Annotated in this window: 28 protein-coding genes; 21 read left to right on the top strand and 7 right to left on the bottom strand. The window is 54.2% G+C overall.

From position 1 onward, the window contains the following. Nucleotides 1-39 precede the first annotated feature (39 nt). Entirely contained in the window at nucleotides 40-2154 is a 2115-nt protein-coding gene (locus Pla52nx_RS18230) for a neutral/alkaline non-lysosomal ceramidase N-terminal domain-containing protein (protein ID WP_231741597.1), read from the top strand. 681 nt (nucleotides 2155-2835) lie between these two features. Here Pla52nx_RS18230 and Pla52nx_RS18225 read toward each other — a convergent pair. Then, nucleotides 2836-3135 carry a hypothetical protein gene (locus tag Pla52nx_RS18225; protein ID WP_146517923.1) on the bottom strand — a complete coding sequence of 100 codons (300 nt, stop codon included), beginning with the start codon at nucleotides 3133-3135 and terminating at the stop codon, nucleotides 2836-2838. Nucleotides 3136-3523: 388 nt separating this feature from the next. Continuing rightward, nucleotides 3524-5251 (bottom strand): integron integrase, encoded by a 1728-nt coding sequence (locus Pla52nx_RS18220; RefSeq protein ID WP_342190196.1) that lies wholly within the window; start codon nucleotides 5249-5251, stop codon nucleotides 3524-3526. Nucleotides 5252-5530: 279 nt separating this feature from the next. Between Pla52nx_RS18220 and Pla52nx_RS18215 the strand changes: the two genes are divergently transcribed. After that, nucleotides 5531-6013, top strand: coding sequence for a hypothetical protein (locus Pla52nx_RS18215; protein WP_146522264.1), 483 nt, complete (start codon nucleotides 5531-5533; stop codon nucleotides 6011-6013). 39 nt (nucleotides 6014-6052) lie between these two features. On the opposite strand, the gene Pla52nx_RS18210 is transcribed toward Pla52nx_RS18215, so the two are convergent. After that, complete coding sequence (locus Pla52nx_RS18210) at nucleotides 6053-6223, bottom strand: hypothetical protein (RefSeq protein WP_342190195.1); 171 nt, start codon at nucleotides 6221-6223, stop codon at nucleotides 6053-6055. A gap of 268 nt (nucleotides 6224-6491) precedes the next feature. Here Pla52nx_RS18210 and Pla52nx_RS18205 point away from each other — a divergent pair, with 268 nt between their 5' ends. From Pla52nx_RS18205 to Pla52nx_RS18190, 4 genes are all read left to right on the top strand, one after another. Continuing rightward, a complete protein-coding gene (locus Pla52nx_RS18205) occupies nucleotides 6492-6926 on the top strand; it encodes a DUF3806 domain-containing protein (protein ID WP_146523867.1) in 435 nt (144 codons plus the stop codon). 117 nt (nucleotides 6927-7043) lie between these two features. Then, nucleotides 7044-7493, top strand: coding sequence for a hypothetical protein (locus Pla52nx_RS18200; protein WP_146523866.1), 450 nt, complete (start codon nucleotides 7044-7046; stop codon nucleotides 7491-7493). A gap of 158 nt (nucleotides 7494-7651) precedes the next feature. Further along, complete coding sequence (locus Pla52nx_RS18195; protein ID WP_146523865.1) at nucleotides 7652-7957, top strand: hypothetical protein; 306 nt, start codon at nucleotides 7652-7654, stop codon at nucleotides 7955-7957. A 131-nt stretch (nucleotides 7958-8088) separates the two neighbouring features. Continuing rightward, nucleotides 8089-9318 (top strand): hypothetical protein, encoded by a 1230-nt coding sequence (locus Pla52nx_RS18190; protein ID WP_146523864.1) that lies wholly within the window; start codon nucleotides 8089-8091, stop codon nucleotides 9316-9318. 98 nt (nucleotides 9319-9416) lie between these two features. Here the strand turns inward: Pla52nx_RS18190 and Pla52nx_RS18185 are convergent, their stop codons facing one another. Continuing rightward, complete coding sequence (locus Pla52nx_RS18185; RefSeq protein ID WP_197455169.1) at nucleotides 9417-9671, bottom strand: hypothetical protein; 255 nt, start codon at nucleotides 9669-9671, stop codon at nucleotides 9417-9419. Nucleotides 9672-9880: 209 nt separating this feature from the next. Between Pla52nx_RS18185 and Pla52nx_RS18180 the strand changes: the two genes are divergently transcribed. Continuing rightward, on the top strand, nucleotides 9881-10399 hold the full coding sequence (locus Pla52nx_RS18180) for a phosphopantetheine-binding protein (protein WP_231742884.1): 519 nt from the start codon (nucleotides 9881-9883) through the stop codon (nucleotides 10397-10399). Between the two features lie 122 nt (nucleotides 10400-10521). On the opposite strand, the gene Pla52nx_RS18175 is transcribed toward Pla52nx_RS18180, so the two are convergent. Then, nucleotides 10522-10689 (bottom strand): hypothetical protein, encoded by a 168-nt coding sequence (locus Pla52nx_RS18175; RefSeq protein WP_342190194.1) that lies wholly within the window; start codon nucleotides 10687-10689, stop codon nucleotides 10522-10524. Between the two features lie 105 nt (nucleotides 10690-10794). On the opposite strand from Pla52nx_RS18175, the gene Pla52nx_RS18170 reads away from it, so the two are divergent. From Pla52nx_RS18170 to Pla52nx_RS18160, 3 genes are all read left to right on the top strand, one after another. After that, nucleotides 10795-10944, top strand: a complete 150-nt coding sequence (locus tag Pla52nx_RS18170; RefSeq protein ID WP_342190193.1) for a hypothetical protein — start codon at nucleotides 10795-10797, stop codon at nucleotides 10942-10944. A 571-nt stretch (nucleotides 10945-11515) separates the two neighbouring features. Further along, nucleotides 11516-12094 carry a hypothetical protein gene (locus Pla52nx_RS18165; protein WP_146523862.1) on the top strand — a complete coding sequence of 193 codons (579 nt, stop codon included), beginning with the start codon at nucleotides 11516-11518 and terminating at the stop codon, nucleotides 12092-12094. Nucleotides 12095-12163: 69 nt separating this feature from the next. Further along, nucleotides 12164-13096 carry a hypothetical protein gene (locus Pla52nx_RS18160; protein WP_342190192.1) on the top strand — a complete coding sequence of 311 codons (933 nt, stop codon included), beginning with the start codon at nucleotides 12164-12166 and terminating at the stop codon, nucleotides 13094-13096. 1049 nt (nucleotides 13097-14145) lie between these two features. On the opposite strand, the gene Pla52nx_RS18155 is transcribed toward Pla52nx_RS18160, so the two are convergent. After that, nucleotides 14146-14316: a hypothetical protein gene (locus Pla52nx_RS18155; protein WP_342190191.1), complete on the bottom strand. Its 171-nt coding sequence runs from the start codon at nucleotides 14314-14316 to the stop codon at nucleotides 14146-14148. Nucleotides 14317-14422: 106 nt separating this feature from the next. On the opposite strand from Pla52nx_RS18155, the gene Pla52nx_RS18150 reads away from it, so the two are divergent. The 8 genes from Pla52nx_RS18150 (at nucleotide 14423) to Pla52nx_RS18115 (ending at nucleotide 18273) form a co-directional block, all read left to right on the top strand. Further along, complete coding sequence (locus Pla52nx_RS18150; RefSeq protein WP_197454813.1) at nucleotides 14423-14572, top strand: hypothetical protein; 150 nt, start codon at nucleotides 14423-14425, stop codon at nucleotides 14570-14572. A 12-nt stretch (nucleotides 14573-14584) separates the two neighbouring features. After that, nucleotides 14585-15031, top strand: coding sequence for an SMI1/KNR4 family protein (locus Pla52nx_RS18145; RefSeq protein WP_146521562.1), 447 nt, complete (start codon nucleotides 14585-14587; stop codon nucleotides 15029-15031). Between the two features lie 115 nt (nucleotides 15032-15146). Next, a complete protein-coding gene (locus Pla52nx_RS18140) occupies nucleotides 15147-15560 on the top strand; it encodes a hypothetical protein (RefSeq protein WP_146521561.1) in 414 nt (137 codons plus the stop codon). A gap of 108 nt (nucleotides 15561-15668) precedes the next feature. Continuing rightward, complete coding sequence (locus tag Pla52nx_RS18135; protein WP_197454812.1) at nucleotides 15669-16070, top strand: hypothetical protein; 402 nt, start codon at nucleotides 15669-15671, stop codon at nucleotides 16068-16070. 134 nt (nucleotides 16071-16204) lie between these two features. Further along, a complete protein-coding gene (locus tag Pla52nx_RS18130; RefSeq protein WP_146521559.1) occupies nucleotides 16205-16648 on the top strand; it encodes a hypothetical protein in 444 nt (147 codons plus the stop codon). A 117-nt stretch (nucleotides 16649-16765) separates the two neighbouring features. Further along, nucleotides 16766-17323, top strand: coding sequence for a hypothetical protein (locus Pla52nx_RS18125; protein WP_146521558.1), 558 nt, complete (start codon nucleotides 16766-16768; stop codon nucleotides 17321-17323). Nucleotides 17324-17481: 158 nt separating this feature from the next. Continuing rightward, nucleotides 17482-17799, top strand: a complete 318-nt coding sequence (locus Pla52nx_RS18120; RefSeq protein ID WP_146521557.1) for a hypothetical protein — start codon at nucleotides 17482-17484, stop codon at nucleotides 17797-17799. 132 nt (nucleotides 17800-17931) lie between these two features. Beyond that, entirely contained in the window at nucleotides 17932-18273 is a 342-nt protein-coding gene (locus Pla52nx_RS18115) for a hypothetical protein (protein WP_146521556.1), read from the top strand. 87 nt (nucleotides 18274-18360) lie between these two features. On the opposite strand, the gene Pla52nx_RS18110 is transcribed toward Pla52nx_RS18115, so the two are convergent. After that, nucleotides 18361-18528 carry a hypothetical protein gene (locus tag Pla52nx_RS18110; RefSeq protein WP_342190190.1) on the bottom strand — a complete coding sequence of 56 codons (168 nt, stop codon included), beginning with the start codon at nucleotides 18526-18528 and terminating at the stop codon, nucleotides 18361-18363. A 105-nt stretch (nucleotides 18529-18633) separates the two neighbouring features. Here Pla52nx_RS18110 and Pla52nx_RS18105 point away from each other — a divergent pair, with 105 nt between their 5' ends. From Pla52nx_RS18105 to Pla52nx_RS18095, 3 genes are all read left to right on the top strand, one after another. After that, nucleotides 18634-18822 carry a hypothetical protein gene (locus Pla52nx_RS18105; protein WP_146521555.1) on the top strand — a complete coding sequence of 63 codons (189 nt, stop codon included), beginning with the start codon at nucleotides 18634-18636 and terminating at the stop codon, nucleotides 18820-18822. Next, complete coding sequence (locus Pla52nx_RS18100) at nucleotides 18794-19588, top strand: hypothetical protein (RefSeq protein ID WP_146521554.1); 795 nt, start codon at nucleotides 18794-18796, stop codon at nucleotides 19586-19588. The genes Pla52nx_RS18105 and Pla52nx_RS18100 overlap by 29 nt, the downstream gene beginning before the upstream one ends. A gap of 491 nt (nucleotides 19589-20079) precedes the next feature. Then, a complete protein-coding gene (locus Pla52nx_RS18095; RefSeq protein WP_342190189.1) occupies nucleotides 20080-21033 on the top strand; it encodes a site-specific integrase in 954 nt (317 codons plus the stop codon). The last annotated feature ends 13 nt before the right edge of the window (nucleotides 21034-21046 follow it).

Here is a 21046-nt window from a genome sequence, read left to right as displayed (position 1 = left end):
CCGAAAATCCCGCCTGTTTTGCTCCTTGTTACTGGACTCATGCTCACGCTGACCGCCAAATCCAGTTGCCAAGCCGAACTGCGGGTCGGCGCCGCCGTCGTCGATGTCAATCCGACCCAAATGCCCGTCATCGTCAACGGTGGCATGCTTTCTCGCACCGCAACCCAGATCCGAACGACCGTCAACGCACGCGCGATTGTTTTGGCAGACGACAAGACGCGTATCGCGATCGTCGTGGTCGACAGTTGCATGATGCCTCGGTTGCTGCTGGACGACGCCAAACAACTCGCCGCGTCCAAAACCGCGATCCCCGCCGAGAACATGCTGATCTCCGCTACCCACACACACACGGCACCTTCCTCCTTCGGCGCCCTGGGGACTCCCGCTGACCTCAATTACTTGCCCGTGATCCGCCAACGAATTGTGGAAGCCATCGTGGCGGCGGAGTCCAACCTGCAACCGGCACGCGTGGGTTGGGGCAGCACCAGTGTCCCCGAGATGACCGCACTTCGACGCTGGGTCCGACGCCCCGACAAGCTCGATGTGGATCCCTTCGGCGAATACACCGTCCGCGCAAACATGCACGCAGCGACCAAGATGGACATGGTGACCGGTCCGACCGGTCCAGAGGACCCCGAGTTGTCGATGATCGCCTTCGAAACCCTAGACGGTGCCCCGATCGCGATCCTGGCCAACTACTCGATGCACTACTTCGGCGACCAACCCATCAGCGCCGACTATTTCGGATTGTTCAGTGAATCAATCGCCAAACACGCCGGCGAACGCTTCCAAACCAAGCATCCAGACGCCGATCCGCCTACGTCGATCGTCGGCGTGTTGTCCCATGGCTGCAGCGGCGACATTTGGCGTCGCGACTACTGGACGTACAACGGCAAAGACGACCAGACGATCGAAGGGTACGCGCAAGCCATGGCCGGACACGCGGCCAAAGTCTACGACGGGATCGAATACCAGAGCGACGCCGACCTCAGAATGGTGCAATCCGAATTGCCCATGCGATATCGAGTCCCCAACGAAAGCCGTCTGAAATGGGCGCAACAGATCGTCGCTGAAATGGGCGACCGCCAGCCCAAAGACAAAACGGAAGTCTACGCGCGCGAAGCCGTGCTGTTGCACGAGATGCAGGAAACAAAGATCCTCGTCCAAGCCTTGCGGATCGGCGACATTGCGATCGCGACCACTCCCAACGAAACCTATGCTCTGACGGGCTTGAAACTCAAGCACCAATCGCCGCTGAACAAGACAATGGTGATCGAATTGGCCAACGGCGCCGATGGCTACATTCCCCCTCCCGAACAACACCCCTTGGGCGGATACAACACATGGCCCGCACGATCCGCCGGACTGGAGGTCAGCGCCGAATCCAAAATCGTCGCCGCGTTGCTGACGGGATTGGAAGACGTCACCGGAAAACCACGTCGTCCTTTCGTCCAGTCGGTGGGCAAAAAGACACAAGCGATCTTGGATCACCAACCCGTACTTTATTGGCGATGTGACGCGATGGATGCCACTGTCTGCCGCGACCAATCGGGCAACCAAAACGACGGCAAGATCGATCCCGGCGTTTTATTCTTCTTGCCCGGCCCCAAAGCGGCTGACGCTGAAAACCAATTTTGCGTAGGCGACGAAGTCAACCGGTGCATGCACTTCGCCGACGGACGAGTGTCGGCCAACATCGACAGATCGGGCAACCAGTGGTCAGCCGTCGTGTCAGTATGGAACGGCATGCCGCTCGACGCGAGATCGATGGCAGGCTGGTTCCTCTCTCGCGACGGCGGCACCGACTCCGCCGCAAGCAAGTGGCACGCCGGTGTAGCTGGCACAGAAGGAGAACCGGGTGTGCTGGCGATCAAAATCGGCGACAACGAAACGGTATACGGAAAGACCCCGCTGGAGCGATGGCAGTGGTACCAGATCGCGATCGTATGTGATGGCGAAAAACTCCGCGTCCACATCAACGGCCAAACGTCCCCCGAGATCGAAACGGAGATCACCGCCGCGGCCAACACAACCGGCACAGAAACCTGGTCACTAGGCGGCAACACCGAAATGAATTGGGAAGGACGCTTGGACGAATTCGCACTTTTCGACAAAGCGTTCACTCCCACCGAGATCAACAACCTACTCCAGTAACCACCGCTGGTGTCCGAGCTTCAGCCGCTCAGCACTGCACTCAGCCCCACTCACTCAGCACATTAAAAAATAGCCCCACTTCTCCCCCCCAAATCCTTTCGAGCCCAAGCGAGTCAGGATCTGGGGGAGAAGGGCTGGGGATGAGGAGGGCAAGAACTCATTTTACCAGGTCACGTAATAGCGTCTCTCAGGACGTGAAACGTATTGCTGACGCATATTCGGTTTGGACCGCGAAGCGGTCGTAGAGGGTAGCCGGGGATCGCGCAGCGCATCCCCGGTCCAATGCACATACCGTCAGACGACCCCGAAGGCGGTCGCAGCCCAGTTCCCGAGACGTCTGCGACACCCTGCGGGGTCGATTCAACATGGTCGCATACCACGGGTGCGCCTACGGCGACCCGTGGCTACCTTCTGCGATCCCTCGCGGGATCCGATTTCGCACTCACGAATCAGTACCCATAAAGATGGGGAATCAGAGACGTCAGCAATACACTTCAGGGACACCGATCCGAGACACAGCGATCCGAGGGACACAACACTTTGCTGTGTTGGTCAAACGTTCGATGGATGCTGTCCACGGAACATGAAAACTTGCTCTGCGTGTGACCGCTTCCAGCTGCGGAGGCAGCGACAGCATAAAGCGTGGGGCGTCAGCCCCACGTCCAACCGATAATCACCCCATCAAGCTGCGGATGCAGCGACAGATACTGCTAAATTCGTAGGATGGGACTCCACATCTCGGGCGGTCAAGTCACTCAGCCCATAGCCATCTTCCGCCCCCACGCGTTCAAACGCATCCAAGCGTTTGACTGCTCTGAGAAACTTTCTGACCTGAGCGACATAGGCTTCCTCTGTGCTGTACGCAAATTGATTCGCTCGGATCACACTTCGATACTCTTGCAGCACAAGCGGTTCTTTGGGGTCAATGTGTCCACGCTCCTCCAAGTCCGATTCGGATGTCCTGAGATTGCCTTCCGGCATTACCATCCGCTCCGGAACACTCGCTTGACTTCACTCTGCATCGCGTTCCGCTCATTGAGTCGATCCAGCGGACTGACCACTTTCTTCTCCCCCGAATCCTGGCGAGCTTCCAGCGAGTCAGGATCTGGCGGAGAAAGGCTTGGGGATGAGCATGCACAAATCCCAATACACCACATCACGTAGAAGCGTCTCTCCGAGACGCTCACCCCAGCGAGCGAAGCGAGGTGACCAACCGTGCCGCATCGCCAAGTTCGAATTTGCAGAGAAGAAAACCGAATGCAGGAAGATATCACAGACCCGAATGTTCTCGAGCAACCGCCATCTAAACAACACAGCTTCTTCAGTGACTCACACGGCAACATCTCACGATCAGCATTCCCATACGACACTACCCACTCGCCACCCCGCGATCCTGCCTTTTGCCAAATCCACGTAGGTGTACCGCGACCCACGTCCCAATCCGTCGACTCGCATCCCTCATCAAACCGACACGCGACGAACCTCCTTCAGAAGTAGGTAATGGCGGGGTGCTTTCAACGCATCCACGGTCAATGACCGGTTGATCCGGAATATGCAATTGCATTTTCGAACTTTCTTGCACCGATTCGCCACCGTTCCTAGGCTTCGCCACGCCACCGTCAGAGGCGTGACGCTCCAGTTCCGTCGCCTGTGCTCGGACATGCTCCGACGCATCATTTCGATCAACAATGCCCTCGTTCAACCGATCCAGCGGACTCTTAACCGTCTCCGACGGATCGCTCAAACAGTGCAAGTAAATCATGGTCGTCTTTACATCCGCATGCCCCAACAACTCTTGGATTGTCCGGATGTCCGTACCGCTGGCCAGTAAGTGAGTTGCAAAACTGTGGCGAAAAACATGAGACGTGATCTGCTTCTCAATTCCTGCTTTCTCCACCGCTCGCTTCAAATGATCAGGAAACGTTTTCTTGTGCAAATGATGACGATGCATCCGCCTGTCTCGTGGATTTCGTGACAAACGATGAGACGCGAAAATGAACTGCCAACGAAACTCCCGGTGGGCATTGGGGTACTTTCGATCCAACGCTTTGGGCAGAAACACGGAAGCAATGCCTTCGGCTAAATCTTGGTCGTGAAGCTTCCTGCGCCACTCAAGCTTCTTTTGCAATGATTCAACCACCGTCTCGGGCAAAGGAACACGACGGTCCTTCTTGCCCTTAGAACGACGCACATAAATCATGCGGTTGTCAAAGTCGATGTCTTTCACCCGTAAACGCAAACACTCCCCCAGACGCATCCCCGTTCCATACATCAACTGAGCCATCAAAAAGTAGACGCCGCTCAAGTGAGACAACACAGACCGGACCTCTGGTCGACTCATCACCACGGGAACTCGCTTCGGCTTGGTCGACCGGATCGCGTTGACTTCTTTCAGTTCCCTCTTCAAGACGTGACTGAAAAAATAGCGGATCGCATGAAAAGCCTGATCCTGAGAGTTCTCAGCAAGGTTCTCTTTCACTGCTAAATTCGTCAGATGGGACTCCACATCTCGGGCGGTCAAGTCACTCAGCCCATAACCATCTTCCGCCCCCACGCGTTCAAACGCATCCAAGCGTTTGACTGCTCTGAGAAATTTTCTGACCTGAGCGACATAGGCTTCCTCAGTGCTGTACGCAAGTTGATTCGCTCGGATCACACTTCGAAACTCTTGCAACACGATCGGTTCTCTGGGGTCAATGTGTCCACGCTCCTCAAGGTCCGATTCGGATGTCCTGAGATTGCTCCCAAACGCTTCCTTTCCAAGCTCACGCTGTTGCTGGGCTCGTTTCATATTGCGCAGCGTCTCACACACCTCATCCAAACGCGGGCACTCTTCCCATCGTTTGCGTCGGCGAAACTCCAGTAGCGCTTCTGCCACTTTCAAGCGTTTCCAAATGGGCATGCCGTCGGCTTTGATGCGAATCAAATAGGCAACAACATGCTCGCCATCGAACTGCCATCGTTCACGCTGGGCAATTTGGTGATGCCGTCGCAACTTCGCATACCAGATCGCTGGCCAATCCGGCTTTCCCGAAGCGACAACGCTCTCATGACCCCCACCGTACCCACTCTCACGCCTGCTCTCAGATCTTGTCATTGCATGCCCCCTCAAATCGGAAATCCAAATGCACAAAATGTCCGTGCCGTCAAAATGCAGACCCTGCCAGGCGGTGTCAACCCCACCTGGGATTGCCCTCAAAACGGCAACTGCCTATAATGCCTGGTATCCTTATTGGCAAATTGCTGTAAAGCTTGGCCAAAATCAGTCAACTGCCAATAAGACCGGGATAACGCGAGGGCCAACCGCCCATAAGGCGTCAAATAACCAACCGCCAAGTCCTGACTCCCCTTAATTACAAGTTCGCCGACTGATCCAGTGGCACATCGAACATTCAAGATCGCGACCGTGTTTTCGACATTGATGCTCGCGATATCAATCTTACTGTTTATCGTGGGTTACATCGTCAGCCCATGGGATTACCATTTTTCGTTCAGCGATGATTCCCACGTCGGTGTATGGACGCGCGGACTTGATTCTCGACTCGTCTTCTTTAACGACGCTGAATACGGTCCGTATCGTGGCAGCATCATCGGACTGGTTGACGCAGACGGAAACGTTTATCCGCCGCTTGAACGCGAAGAGGCATTTGGCGATTCATGGGGCATTTACTATCGGTACTTCAAATCGTCCGATTCCACAATTTGGACTTTGATGGTGACCTTGTGGTATCCGATTGTCCTCTTTGCCATAATGCCATTGGTAGGCTTGGTGTGCTCCGCTGTTGGTCGGAGCGCGTCAAACGTCGCAGAACCATGCGGTGAACGGGAGCCGCCGGTGACGCGGGTTTTGAAATCATAGTATTTTGGCGGCGGCCCCGTTACCGCAGGCGTTCTGTCGTTACAGTGCTCGATCGTCGCGTGTCGATGTAGTGATCGACCAGTCGAATGAGTTGGCAGATCTTGGGGCCGACAGCATGTTGTTGACTTCGGCAATGCGTCCTCTCGCCGAACTGTTGTGCATGAGATCGTGTGCTGGCGATCCAGGACTCGTATCATCATCTGTTGCCATTGGAACACGTGTGACGGTCCGGCCTCAGCATTCGACTTCGACCACATCGTCGGCGGGGCAAAATCAGGAGCGGAATCCAGGACTCGATTTGCAACGAGGTCTCAGCGGACGATACAATCCAGTGGTCGGATCCCGGCGGTACGGTGCCGCCATCGGAAGACGACAGAACCATGCGATGGTACGGAGCGTCGGTGGTCAGCAATTAGACATGGATGCCCAACTCCCGACGCCCGCACATCGCGGTCGTTCCCCGACTGAAGGCAGTTTGATGGACATACGCCCGCTCGATGAAACCGAAGTTGAGGGATTTGATTCCGAGCGGGAATGGCTTGACGCATACCTTCGACGTTTCGGGCCAGAGCACGTACTGAAGAAAGCGCCTAACGATATTCCAACACTCCAATCGCTTCTTGACGCCGAACCCTTCGCGTCAGGCGATGAAGCTGCACTTGAGCTGCTAGGAGGTGCTTTCGGTGACGTCGTTGCCGAGACACTGGGATTCGAATGGGTTGTGGCTACCGACGAACATGGATCGGATTTCGCGATCAAACATCCATCGCGGATGGTCTTGGCGTTTCCGCGTGACATGATTGTGAAACGGGTTGAGGCCGGTGACGTAATCAATATGACAGAACTGTACCAGGGCGTCGTCTCTGCACTCGAAGAACAGATCGCTGCCGACGGTGTTGCGCGGGACGGTTGACTGCGACTTTGAGGGGAACAATCGCGTGAACCGGAGCACGCGAGCCAGCGTTTTTGGAATTGAGAATCTTTTGCGCGTGCCCGGTTACGCGTGACGTTCTGCTTTAAGCAACGCTCCATGAACGCAATCCACTACGCGATCGGCGGCGCACTATTTGGGGTCGGTATTCCGTTGGCCATGTGGTGGAACGGAACCGCACAACCTTCCAATTGGGTTTGGCTGGTTTCCGGTGTCTTCGGCGGACTGTGTGGGGCGTTCTTCGTGCTAGCGATGCGTCTAACAACTCCCGAGATATTCACTCGAACGCTAACAACGCGAGAAACGACCGTCGTCAAACTGTTGATGATTCCGACCATCATCGGTGCGCTACTGCTTTTCATCGGACAGGGAACAATGCCATCTCGCGAGGACGAAATTGAAAGCCCACAGCCAATCATTTTGATGCTGATCGGAATCCTGATACTCTTGTTTCCGATTCTGATCGGAGGAACAATGTCGTTGATTGTTCAACTATCGTCGCCCCGGAATACAGCAGAACCAACGCATGCACCGAAGGACGCGAGCTGAGCAATTCTGCAATTGAAAACTTTACGCGCGTCCTCGGTGATGCGTGCCGTTCTCCCGCTCAGGTCTTCATTTCCGCAGATTCGTTTCACGGGTACCGCTTCGTTTATCCTTACTCGCATTTCCACTTCGATAGCAAAGGCTGAACACCAAGTCGACTAATGGGACGATCACACAAACGCAAGCGACTTTCCAAAGACGAAGCAACTCAGATTGCGGTCGAGCGAATGGAGTGTTACACGCTTGGACGCAATCGCGGAAACTACAATCCAGTGCCCGCATCAATAGTCAAGAATCGAATCGGATGGACGGTTTCATTTCGCCCAAACGAAGTCGAGGATGACAATGGTAATCCGATGTGCCTGCTTCAATGGGTGGTGGCGGATCGTGATGGCGATTGTATGGCTATCGGCTCACTCGGACTCGAACGCACACTTAGTGAACTTGAAGGGAACGGCCTTCGATGATATTTTCTCGTGAACGCTAAGACGGCGGAGAACCATGACATGCACGGAAGGACGGCTTGCGTGGTTTTTGAAGTGGAGGATCCATCGTCCGTCCTCCGTGATGTCTAACGTTCGCCACAAGAGAAATCCCAATGCTTCGCGCTGAGCCCAATGAAAAAGAACGGCGCAAGGTCGCAATCCCCGAAGATCTACGTGACGCAATACGCGAAGCACACTACCTCATTGGCGAGTCGAAACGCGATCCAGATGTACGTGTGGACTACGACGATGCAATTCAATGTGGCTGCTTAATAGGCGGGCATGTTGGGTCAAAAAAGCGACCCTTCGAATTCACCTACTATCCTGCCGGCGATCGATCAGCGAAATCCCGATGGAAACTTGCCCTGCATCTGTTGGAAATCGAAGACATTGCTGACGGATGCATGACGGAACTCAATCTTTATTGCTGCAAGTCTCCTGGCTGCAGCCATAAATCTACGGATTCGGCGGGCCTTTGCGACTGCGATTACGTAGACGATCCTTACACTGGAAACGTCAAGCTATCGGATACGGATGAGGCACTTCGACGGATAGGAATATCCGACATCACGCAGAATTCGTCGCGGAACGAGATCGTGCAAATCCTCGGAGATCCTCAAGAATCCGGAGGTGGTGAAAAACACCCGACGTTTGGGTACATTTGGCCTTGGATCAAATACCTGCGAACAGACTGTCAGCTTAGATTCGAATTTCAGAAATCGGGAGCGCTTCGGGGAATCTCGATCCTCGATCCTAACTGGAAACCGGGAGCCTTAGAATGTGGCGAACCAAGCGATGCAACGGAGCGAAAATGGCGTTCCGATTTTTTCCTGAAATCAAGATCACTCGCGCCATTTTCGCCCGCTGATCGCTATCGTTCGTCCTTCGAGGAACCAATGCGTTACGACTTGGCTGATTTCCAGGCTCATTTGCCGAAATACCACGAGTGCATCATTCTCGACGCGGAGAATGAAATCGGCCTGCACATCGCGCGATGGGATCCAGTGGCATTTCATGATTTCGGCGCATTTGTGCAATTCACGTTCTGCGTTTCGTCTGCATTGCAGCCGTTCATATGCAATCCGAACCGCACCGATTTGGCTGAATGGTACCGTCCCGACGAAGCCGACCATCAAAGGGCTAGGGAACTGCTGATTGCGAACGCAACGACCAATACAGAGGTACGAGACTGGATGGCGAGGTACTATCCATCCGTTTCTGTTCCTTGGCTGACCGAGGGTTTGCACGGTAAGATAATGTCATTGATTGACGGCGACTGGCCGGAGATGTCAGCATATGACACGCACGGCTACTACACCGTATTTGCTACCGACCTAACCTAGATACGGACGAACCAAGGGATGCACGGGAGCGGGAATACGCGTGTACAAAATGGTCAGTCAACTCCCCGCCCCGTGACCCCAGACGTTATGCGGACGAATCACTCGACAAACTTGTCAGCGATGTCGTTTAGCTCTCTCCCAAGATTGTTGATCGCATCAAGCAACGTGCTACCATTCCCACCCTCTGCCGTGTGTCCGATGCTGTTGTCAATCGACTGTGCAATAAACGCTCCCGCAACCATGATCGCATCTGCGATTGCCGCCGCATCTAGCGACACATCATCGCTAAAAGATGAACGCACTTGGTTCATGCACTCTGGATACCATGTATCTGTAAATGACGTGATCTTCATTGATTCAATCCCAAACGCCGCATAACAATGCCGTGCAACGGAGCGGCGAAGTTGCCGTTGCACGAATGGTAAATCTTTCGTCGCCGCCCGCTGACGGCAAGCGTTACCCCACTCATCGCATGTTCAAACCCGTCGTTATGCTCGCCTTCGCTTTATCGGTCGGTTGTTCGCCGCATTCGCAACGCTCGCAAACCGCGAACGATCCGCCGATGCTCGACGAAATCAAATCCGTCATTGCGTCGCACTTTGGCCGGACCGCCGATAGCATTGACCCCAATGCGACGTTTGCTGAATTGGGTGGCGACGATCTTGACCTCGTCGAGATTACGATGGACGTTGAGGACAAACTTAAACTTACGATCCGCGACGAGCGGCTTGTAGCAGAAACCGGCTCGGCATCTGCCAACGGCATCTGTGAGCGTCTCACTGTCGCCGGCTTCGCTCGTGTTGCTTCAACAGCACCTGAATCAAAACAATCGTCGGTCGATAGTAAACCTCATAGCTCCGGCGAACTCTACGAATCGCAGATTGGTCCGTATGGTGAACTCTCTGTACTACCAAATCCAAACGAATTCGAACTGGTTTTCATACCCGACTTCGCGGACGTTCAGCGATTCCGGGCCGAGGAGATGGGGCGTGATCTTACAGATTCCGAAATCGAAGAACTACGAGCCAAATCTGTCGTGATCGCTCTGCCCGCAGATGTTGCTGCTAAAATGTCACGCTAACGAATGGCCTTTACGTAAGAAAATTTGGGGTAACCATGTGATGCAACGGAGGACGGGTGGCCCGTTTCCTCGCCTGCTTGCATTTCGCTTGCCCGTCCCCGCTGATCACTACCGTTCTGTCGTTACAGTGCTCGATTGTCGCGTGTCGATGTAGCGATCGACCACTCGAATGAGTTGGCAGATCTTGTGGCCGACAGCATGTTGTTGGCTTCGGCAATGCGTCCTCTCGCCGAACTGTTGCGCGTGAAATGGAGTGCGGTCGACCGGATGTTCGAGTCATCTGTTGCCATTGGAACACGTGTGACGGTCCGGCCTCAGCATTCGACTTCGGCCACATCGTCGGTGGGACAAAATCAGGAGCGAAACCAGGGCTCGAATTGCAGTGCGGTCCGAGCATGCGATACAATCCAATGGTCGCATCCCAGCGGTACGGTGCCGCCTCGGAAGACGACAGAACCATGCGTTGGACCGAAGCGACGCATCGGGCGGATGAACATGGAAACCACAATGGCGTCGCTCGGTCAACGCCGCCGTTACCCGACTGATTTCATGAAGACGTGCACCTTGTTGTTGATCGCATCTATGCTTCTTACGGGATGCGACAGCCCGGCAGCACATTCCTCGTCCAAACGTGCCGCACCCGAGTTGGTTGGTGTAACAATCAAAACTTCCTGGACTAAATCGACACATCGCCTAGCTCTCGCTCCGGATAGCCCATTCACGAAGTTCACTGAATCGTATTCGTCGACGAGCGATAGCAATCTTTCGCCATCGGTGTCCGTCGCGTATGTCGGATCTGTAAGCCTGAAGAATTCGTTCGCGCCCGAGAGCACGATTGCCGGCGACTTGATTGCCGTCAGGGTTTCAATTTTCGATCAGTCAACCAAAAAAACAGTCCATTCGGAAACGAACTACAAGCTGTACAACCAATCCGAGTTGGTTTTGTACCAAAACGACATGCATGGATTAACGATCACGGCGTCACCCCATGATTTTGATGCTCCCGAAGACGGCGGGTAACCATGGCGTGCACACGGAGCGGGGCTTGCGGCCGGATTTGAAATGGACAACTTTACTCTCCCCGCCCGGTGACGCCGGACGTTCGCAGGCAGACACATGAAAGGAAACGATCCCGCATTCGTGGAAGCCGCTCGCCTCGTGAAGAAGTTCTTCCCCGAATCAACGTCATTCATATCTGAGGTCGGACTGGACTGGGATGCGTTCCTGGGTGCAATGATGACTGCCAACTATGAAGCCGACTACTCGTGCTGTCCATTCAGGAATCCAACCGACCCTGACCTTGGGCTCGCCCAGAAGGGCGGACTCGATGGGGAAGAAGACGAGGTTTACTCGCGATTGCTATCACACGCCGAATTTACTCCGTCGGGTCGGGCTGTCGTGATACTGGACGCGATAGGCAATGAAGGTTGGTCAACAGAGCAATGCCCACCATTCATATGCGCATCGCAAGCAGTTCCGCAACGGATCAGTGAGATTGCCTGTTTCGGTCAATCACGTGATACAATCTTCGTGTTCGAATCAGGTGAATCGCTACTTGTGGATCATGATGAGAGAGTTCATTGGGCTCGATCCAACGTCAATCAGCAATGGAAGAAAGCCTGCGAACCATCGCATGCACGGGAGCCGGCGGTCGGGCCGGTTTCAAGTGGAGAGTCATCACCGCCGGCCCCGTGATGCGTGCCGTTCTGTCGTTACGGTGCTCGAGCGTCGCGTGTCGATGTAGTGATCTACCAGTCGAATGAGTTGGCAGATATTGGGGCCGACAGCATGTTGTTGGCTTCGGCAATGCGTCCTCTCGCCGAACTGTTGCGAGTGAAATGGAGTGTGGTCGACCGGATGCTCGAACCACTTGTTGCCATTGGAACACGTGTGACGGTCCGGCCTCAGCATTCGACTTCGGCCACATCGTCGGCGGGACATATTCAGAAACGAAACCAGGACTCGAATTGCAGTGCGGTCCGAGCATGCGATACAATCCAATGGTCGCATCCCAGCGGTAGAGTGCCGCTAAAGAAGACGACAGAACCATGCGTTGGACCGAAGCGACGCATCGGCCGGATGAACATGGACACCACAATGGCGTCGCTCGGTCAACGCCGCCGTTATCCATCAAGAATGAAACGCATTGTCGCTGATGACGAAGTCTGCCCTAGTTGTGGCGCTGCACTGATCTACTGGTTGCCAGACGACATCAGCATCGCTGACGTTCCAAATAAAATCAAAGCCGCCACAACTCTACCTCCGCAAAACGGAATCGACACTCATGCACCGATGCACCCCGGCCGATACTGTGAATCCGGCTGCGTCGCTCAAATGTTCAACTTTGGAAATGACGACTTATGGGACCGGCTTGAATCACAACGGAAAGAACGCGAAACCGCTTCGCTTATTGTCCGGCCTTCCTCGCACAACGATACTCCGTTGCGAGACTTCAAAATCTATGTCGATAGGTATATTCGCGCGACTGCCCCGCGTGATCGAGATACGGCCCCAAAGCACTGCGTGTACCTTGAACTTGAACCGGGCGATCATGTAATTGTCGTTCGCGACTACGACCATCTTTCCGCCGATAGACGCGAATCGAATACGTTACAATTCACCATTGAACCGCATGAACAATTGACGTTTTTGTTGGCCCTACAGGATGGCCAGCTCCAGCTGCAAAAAGATGGATAACAAAAAAATGCACCCGAGTCGCGAAGTCGGGCGTTTTGACAATGGAGAATCGCTCGTCGCGACCGGGTGATTTTAGACGTTACCCGACTGAAATTCATTCACACTTTGCGCTAATGTTTCGTGCACCAACGGGATGACTGGAATACTGACTCTTCTCGGATGGTGCATCGTGGTCATCTTTGGCTACGTAGTCGTACTCGTGGTGTTCATGAAACTATTCCCGCGGCGTTGTCCAGCATGCCGCAAACGGGGACTTGAGATCATCGGCGGGTGCAAAACTTCAAGGGGACCGCGTCGACTGCAGGTCGCAGGTGGCTACTGCATCTGGAAATGCACGATTTGTGAATGTGTTTTCGTCGATCACAATGGGAAATTATCGCCGCTACAGTCTGACGACCCCTACAACGAGGCGCACGAGCTCGTGTTTGGGCGTCGCTTGCCACAGGATATGATTCCGCCGGAGTGCCAATCGCAAAACGGCGGGTAACCATCGCATGCAACGGAGGACGGGTGGTGAGCGTTTTGGTATGCTTGCAAGTCTCTCGCCCGTCCCCGCTGATGCGTAACGTTACCCGACAGAGTGATGTTTGAATCTGACTCATCGCTAGACGACGAACTGACGCGGTACGTCCTGGACCACTACGGTCGATACTGCACCGAGCCAGAGGACTTGGCGTTACGCGTACTAAACATGCGACTCAAAGCGGAGCATGCACAAAACCCAGTAATTCAACGGAAGCTTTCGGATTTTCGTGGGCTGGAACTTACGTCCGAAGCACAGGACCTAGTAGCTGCCGGACGTATTCCGACCCGGCTTGCAATTCGTGAACGTTTGCTTCGAGACCACGCGGACGATATCTTCCTGAACTACTGCGCTGAATGCTCTGCCCTATGTCGGACGCCAACTGCTAGGATGTGTGTGTCGTGCGGTCACTCGTGGCACGATCAAAACAGCGGGTAACCATCGCGTGAACCGGAGAACGCGAGCTGAGCGTTTTGGCCGTTAGAGACTTTTTCGCGCGTTCCCGGTTACGCGTACCGTTCTGTCGTTACAGTGCTCGATCGTCGCGTATCGATGTAGTGATCGACCAGTCGAATGAGTTGGCAGATCTTGGGGCCGACAGCATGTTGTTGACTTCGGCAATGCGTCCTCTCGCCGAACTGTTGTGCATGAGATCGTGTGCTGGCGATCCAGGACTCGTATCATCATCTGTTGCCATTGGAACACGTGTGACGGTCCGGCCTCAGCATTCGACTTCGACCACATCGTCGGCGGGGCAAAATCAGGAGCGGAATCCAGGGCTCGAATTGCAGTGTGGCCCGAGCATGCGATACAATCCAATGGTCGCATCCCGGCGGTACGGTGCCGCCTCGGAAGACGACAGAACCATGCGTTGGACCGAAGCGACGCATCGGGCGGATGAACATGGAAACCACAATGGCGTCGCTCGGTCAACGCCGTCGTTGCGTCAATGAATTTGAACGCACATGGATGATGCAAGCATCGATGCAATGATCAGCGAGATTCGCTCGAAATCGAAACTGTTCGACGGCTCACACGTGCACAGGGATGACCCGCTGACTCCGGATCGCATTTCGTTGATCGAACAGCGATTCAAGATTCAACTGCCACAGCAATATCGACGATTTCTCACAACATACGGTGCCGGTGACTTTTTGTACTCCCACGTATACTCGTGCGATCCGGAAAGTGGCTGGAGCCTATGGAGTGAAACCGAGTATCTCGGATCTGTCGCGGAAATCGCTCTGCCGTTCTCCGACAACGGGTGTGGTGATTATCTGTGCTTTGGACTCGACAGCGGTAAATGCAGCGATGCGATATACTGGGCGGATCACGAATCAGACTACGAATTGACTCCGTCCGAATACGCAGACTTCAACGATTTCGTCGCCCGAGTTGCCCTCAAGAAATGACGTAACCATGGGATGCAACGGAGCGGCGGTAGTACGGTTTTACGTGAGATCAATGTCAATTCCCGCCGCCCGCTGATCCCTGCCGTTATGCACCATCGGCTCTCAGGTACTGTTCATGATTCGACGCTCAAAAGCAGTACACGGTGATGTGATTCAGATTCCCGTCGACGATACTTTTGCCTATGTCCGAGTCGTTCACGTCTCCAAGCATTTTCGTGACGTCATGCAATTGGAGTTTCGCGGATTTGCACCATCGTACGAACAGCTTGCTCCTACAACTGGCATCCATCGCCCGCGATGGACTGCATGTACTGGATTCGCGAAAAGAGGCTGGAATGTAGTTTCCGCTGGAGAAACATCTTCTGACGATGGCAATCTCACTTTTCGCATTGTCGCCAACGAACTCTGGCGCTGCGACGAGTTGGTGCGACATGCCACGAAAAGAGATACCGCCGAATATCCGTTGATGACTGTTGACGGATTCATCTTCCTTGAGAGATGGTTCCTGAAGCAGTACAACGGTGCATAACCATGGCATTCACACGGAGCGGGGCTTGCGGCCGAATTTGAAATGGACAACTTTACTCTCCCCGCCCGGTGATGCCGGTCGTTCGCCGACAAGGTGTGAACCCACATCATGTCGCTACATCCAACAACCTTCTGTGGCGTCGCAATGACCGCGGACACCTATGATGACGATGTTGCGTTGCGTGCATACGTGTTGCAGCACTTTCCCCACTTGATGACACCGCTGGAACGGCGTGTTACCGAATACAGCGCGCCGATTGTTGGCGATTCCGACCACCCAAAGATCCTCAAGCTTCACGAATACCTTGAGGAACGCGACGGGCACGTCGATGATGCAGACGTGCTAACCGCGTTTCAGGATCCACACGAGGACCGAGTTGCAAATGCCGTGGATCGTGTATTGGAAACGCGGCGGGATGACCTCATCGAAAACCGCTGCTCACAATGTCAACGACTCGTTCGTACCCCGGTTGCGAAACAATGCTTGTGGTGTGGGTACGACTGGCACTAGAATCTACTTGAAACCGCGAAGAAAGATGCGGCGAACCATGGGATGCAACGGAGCGGCGGTGGTGCGGTTTCTCGTGAGATCAATGTCAACTTCCGCCGCCCGCTGATCCCGGACGTTATTGGCATCAGAAAATCGTGTCATTTCCTCGCACATATGCGTACATCATCAGAGCTCGTGATGCGTTGCGCGCGTGTACTGAACTTGATTCGGAACTTGCGGAATCACTCCACGCTGAGGTCAACATTTACTTCAATCCGGAGATGCTGAGCAATCGCGTTATCAGTGACGCTGAACATGAAGCCGCAGTGAAGCTCGTCTTCGTTGCGAACTACCGCGAATTCTACGACGACAACTTTTTTGCTGGCAAATCCGAACTGTCCACTGACTTTTTTGACCGCTGGTGGATGATCCAGAGAACGGATGACTTTCTGCACATGGCCGCGGCGATGGAATGCGTGACCGCCGCAGACTTTGATACAATATCCAAGATGTGCTCCAAGCCTTTAGCCGCATCATTGGCCAAATTGCGCGCTAATGCGAGGGCGATGGACCCACTCCGCGAAATGGACCGCCAATAACCAAGCCGTGCACCTGAGGACGGCTTGCGCGGTTTCACAAATGGAAAATCAATCGTCCGTCCCAGGTGACGGCCGTCGTTCGCCGACTGACAATGCCGTGATTAGGTCCGCCCGCCTATGAACACCATGCGCAGACGATTTCGCATCTCCCCAACTGATGCGCTGGTTGTCTTCGTAATCGCGGGTGTACTCATCGCACTATTGATCCCCGCAATTCGTGCCGCACGTGAAGTTTCGCTCGCTGGTTCGGACATTCCCGCTACTCTACCGAACGAAACGCGGCGCGTTCATCATGGAAATGGGATGTCGCTTATCGCTCCTGAGCACTGGAAGCCCGCTTTGTACCATTCGGATCGCGACGAGCATTGGCTAGGCGTTCATCATGGCCTTCGATACCAGTCTACAATCTGGATCGAACGACTCACTGAACCTATTGACGTGAGCCATTTCCCGGACACTTTCCAATTCCATGGACACGATTGTCCGAATCGAGTTACCATAAACGAATCCAAGACATTGGACGATTGGAAATATTGGCAGTTGTTCCGTCACGAAACGATTGTTACGAAAGGTGACGAGACCTATTCGATTGGCTTTGAGACACACCAAGACATTCACAAACTCCCGTCCATTGTGAATGAATACCTTCAATCGATTGCGTTACCAGACACGTGATGCAAAGGGCGGCGAACCATCGCGTGAACCGGAGAACGCGAGCTGAGCGATTTGATTGTTAGAAACTTTTCCGCGCGTTCCCGGTTACGCGTGCCGTTCTGCTAACAAGTTGTACTCGAGAACGTATTCCGTACCGCACGCCGAAGAATCTGGCTGAGTTGATCTGTGCTAAGCCAAGCATGTGGACGGCGGGCGGCACGCTTGCCGAGGTCATCGCCTTCTTGTCAGGACTCGACTACGCAGCACGATTTGCGGACCCTGAAGGCGAGACATTGGACGACGAGTCTCCACGGCTACTCCTCAACTGGCTGACGTCAGAGTTTTCACTACCCGGTACTGCCGCGAATTCAAATTGGATACCAGGATTGCTGAATCGATACGCGACGGAAGATGCTGCGCTGGCTGCGATGCAAGAGTTTGCGGCGAGCCTGCCTCCTGAAGTAGATAAACGATTTGCAATTCCACCAAGAGAATAAAGCAGAACCATGGGTTGCAACGAAGCCGGGCTTGCGCGATTCTATGAAGTGGAAAGTGAACCGTCCCGGCTCGCTGAACGCTGCCGTTATTTGGCTCAGAACTCGCGGTGCATCCTTTCGCATCGACCACAAATGCCCACACCACTGACATTCGAATCGATTGCGGAGCTTCGGCGACAATACCCACAGTTGCGCGACGATTACTTCGACTATTTATCTGCTGTCGGATGGGGCGAAACTGAAGCTGGACCAAACATCTACTCCGGCCCAATCGACCCCGAAGAAATCTACGGTCCTCGAGATGAACACGTAGGAATCTTCCTGCTCGGAGACGACTTCCAAGGATATTGTTTCGGATACAATACAGAGACTGAATGCTACGGTGAAATCTCGGATGACGGTCGTTGGGAGCCTTGGGGCAACGACCGTGGGATCAGGCACTACGTAGTTGAACCCAACGAAAACGCCAAATAACAATGCCATGCACCCGAGCACGCGATCGGGCGTTTTTCACGTTGCGGCTTCACTCGCGCGTGCCGGGTGATGGCCGCCGTTCTGTCGTTACAGTGCTCGATCGTCGCGTGTCGATGTAGTGATCGACCAGTCGAATGAGTTGGCAGGTCTTGGGGCCGACAGCATATTGTTGGCTTCGGCAATGCGACCTCTCGCCGAACTGTTGCGCGCGAAATGGAGTGCGGTCGACCGGATGGTCGAGTCATCTGTTGCCATTGGAACACGTGTGACGGTCCGGCCTCGGCATTCGACTTCGGCCACATCGTCGGCGGGACGAAATCAGGCGCGAAGCCAGGGCTCGAATTGCAGTGCAGTCTGAACATGCGATACAATCCAATGGTCGCATCCCGGCGGTACGGTGCCGCTAGAGAAGACGACAGAACCATGCGTTGGACCGAAGCGACGCATCGGGCGGATGAACATGGAAACCACAATGGCGTCGCTCGGTCAACGCCACCGTTCTGTGCCTCAACATTCTCGGATGAACGCGAAACCGAAACTGATTGCTGACATCCGCTACTACGAGAATCCGGGGCGTACCGAGTTCGGCAACGTCCGCCACGATTCGCTCGGCACGCTGTACTCGATTCCGTTTCGATCCTTCGGCGCAATTGGTGATCGGTTTGCTTGCAAACTTCGCGAACGTGAATTCACACTCCCCGGCTTCGATCACCTGTACGTGATCCTTACGCCGGCTTTGCCGCCCGGCATTGCCGAACCGTCAACGCTGAACATGGACGCCCGAATTCGATACGTGGATGTTGGACTAGTACTAGATCAATGGGACTCATTGGACGACGATGCAAAACATGATCACATTGTCGATCTGACGTCATTCGCGATCAACGCTTTTGACGGCACTGCCGATACACTGGCGAATGTTGCTGCAGACCTAAAGCGATACCGCTCGAAACTCGAAATCATCGTAAAAACCAAAGAGACTTCATCATATCGGGTCGATGTGTCGTTCCAGATTCGACCGATGCAGGAACAGTCGATTGCGTTTGTTTCCTACACCGATAAACGAGCCGGACAACGCGGTCGCACTACTCTCACGAAACTACAGTCCGCGAATGACGTGTATCCGCTTTGTGGATCGATTGCCGTTCGCGACAATACGATTACAATCAAACCCAGATCGTCGTCACGTGCAGCAACGATCACAGACAAATACAACGTGCCACTGTCTGTTGCGGTGGACGCCGTTCTCGCAGCGCACGGCACAGAACAATGCGGTGAACCGGAGCCGCCGATGACGCGGGATTTGGAATCATAGTTTCTTGGCGGCGGCCCGGTTACCGCTGTCGTTGAACTTAATCGGGTCTCTGTTGGTTGAGTTTGTGAAGAATCTGGCAGTGGATTGCTGATCGTTCTTTGGGGCAAGTTAGGAGTACGCATCCTTGCGAGAAAGGAGGCGTTGGCTTCCTTGCCAACCAACTTCAAGCGTTGATTGTGCTTCTTCTTGCATTCGCACACCGCACCTTCTTTCGCCCGCCGCTTGGGCTGGGCTGACCCCAGTGCACACGCATGCTGACGTGTCTTTCAAAGGTCTTTGATTCGCTTCGCGACAGTCTTTCTTTCATTCTTTTTTTCTTCGCATGCGACCCGTAAATCGCCGGGTTAATCGTTGAACGTTTTGATTCTTTTTGACTTTATTTCCAGTTTTTACTTGCGCTTTTGTTAACCGTAAGCAGCCTCGGAAACACCAATCTCATTCGCAGGTTGGACAACCTTTTTTTGTTTCCCTTTCCACTCAGGATTCACAACATGACTCCCTATCAAAAACGTTCCTGCGAACTCACAAAACGTCTCGCGGAAGACTTGAAGATTCGCAATTACGCTCAGGCCACCATCGACGCGTACACCTACCACACCAAGCGGTTCGCCGACTTCATTAAAAAACCGCTAGACCGCGTAACCCCGGAAGACGTTCGATTGTTCCAGCTTTATCTGATCGAAGAGGTAAAGGGTTCCTACAGCAGCTTCAACCAGGCAGTCTGTGCCTTACGGTTCCTCTACAAACATTCCATCCCCGTTTCCTGGCCAGTCACCATGCTGCCCTTCGGCAGACGTGAAAAGAAACTGCCCACCGTGCTGAGCCGGAACGAAGTCGACAGGCTGCTCCAGTGCACTCCCAATCTGAAACATCGAACCTTCCTGATGACCCTCTACGCTTGCGGGATGAGGTTCTCAGAAGCAGCCAACTTGACCATCGCGGACATCGACTCGGACCGCATGATGGTCAAGATCGCCTGCGGCAAAGGACGCAAGGAGAGAAGCGTTCCGCTTTCACCGAGGCTCTTGAAAGAGCTCAGAATCTACTGGCTGAAGTATCGTCCGGAGGGCTTGCTGTTCCCGGGCAACTCGGCCAACAAGACCTACGCCGACACGACAATCCGCAAGGCGATGAAGGAAGCAGGCAAGCGGGCGGGGATCAAAAAGAGGATCTTTCCGCACGCTCTGCGACACAGCTACGCGACCGGACTTCTGGAAGCCGGAGTGGACATTCTGACCATCAGTCGGCTGCTGGGTCACGCGAGTTTCCTGACGACGATGATTTATCTGCACTGTCGTCGCGAGCACCTCAGCAGCGCACCGAGCCCGCTGGACTGGCTGCCAGTGAAACAACTGCCGACGTACGTAATACCCGAAGAAGGGCCGCCGGAGGAGAACGGGAAACCAAAGAAAGACGACGATTCGCAGCCGAACAAGAAAAGCTAACCGTCGCGGAGAT

Source organism: Stieleria varia, from assembly GCF_038443385.1.
GTDB lineage: Bacteria > Planctomycetota > Planctomycetia > Pirellulales > Pirellulaceae > Stieleria > Stieleria varia.
The sequence above is the reverse complement of the archived record's forward strand: the minus strand, read 5'-3'. Positions and strand labels throughout refer to the sequence as shown.